Origin of the sequence: Verminephrobacter aporrectodeae subsp. tuberculatae At4 (genome assembly GCF_000193225.1) — a bacterium.
GTDB lineage: Bacteria > Pseudomonadota > Gammaproteobacteria > Burkholderiales > Burkholderiaceae_C > Acidovorax > Acidovorax aporrectodeae.
Genome location: NZ_AFAL01000589.1, coordinates 1 through 219, shown reverse-complemented (window position 1 = coordinate 219; position 219 = coordinate 1). Strand labels below are relative to the sequence as shown.

The 219-nt window shown below is 62.1% G+C and carries 1 protein-coding gene; it reads right to left on the bottom strand.

Going from position 1 to position 219, the window contains the following annotated elements:
• Positions 1–34 precede the first annotated feature (34 nt).
• On the bottom strand, positions 35–219 hold a 185-nt coding region (locus VTU_RS28305), incomplete at its 5' end, for a transposase (RefSeq protein WP_010106998.1).

Here is a 219-nt window from a genome sequence, read left to right as displayed (position 1 = left end):
GGCCCTTCGTCGTTTCGTGTGGAACACAACAACCTCATGTGACCCCAACGGGCGCAAACGGGCTGGCAGGCAGATGCTTGAGTTTGGACATGCGCAGGTAGGCGATGGTGATGAAGTTGTCGCTCGTGCGGAACCCGCGGGCTGCGCGCTTGGCCTGCTGCAAGAGTCCGTTCATGGCCTCCACGTAGGCGTTGCTACGATGCCCCAGCATGCCGCGCA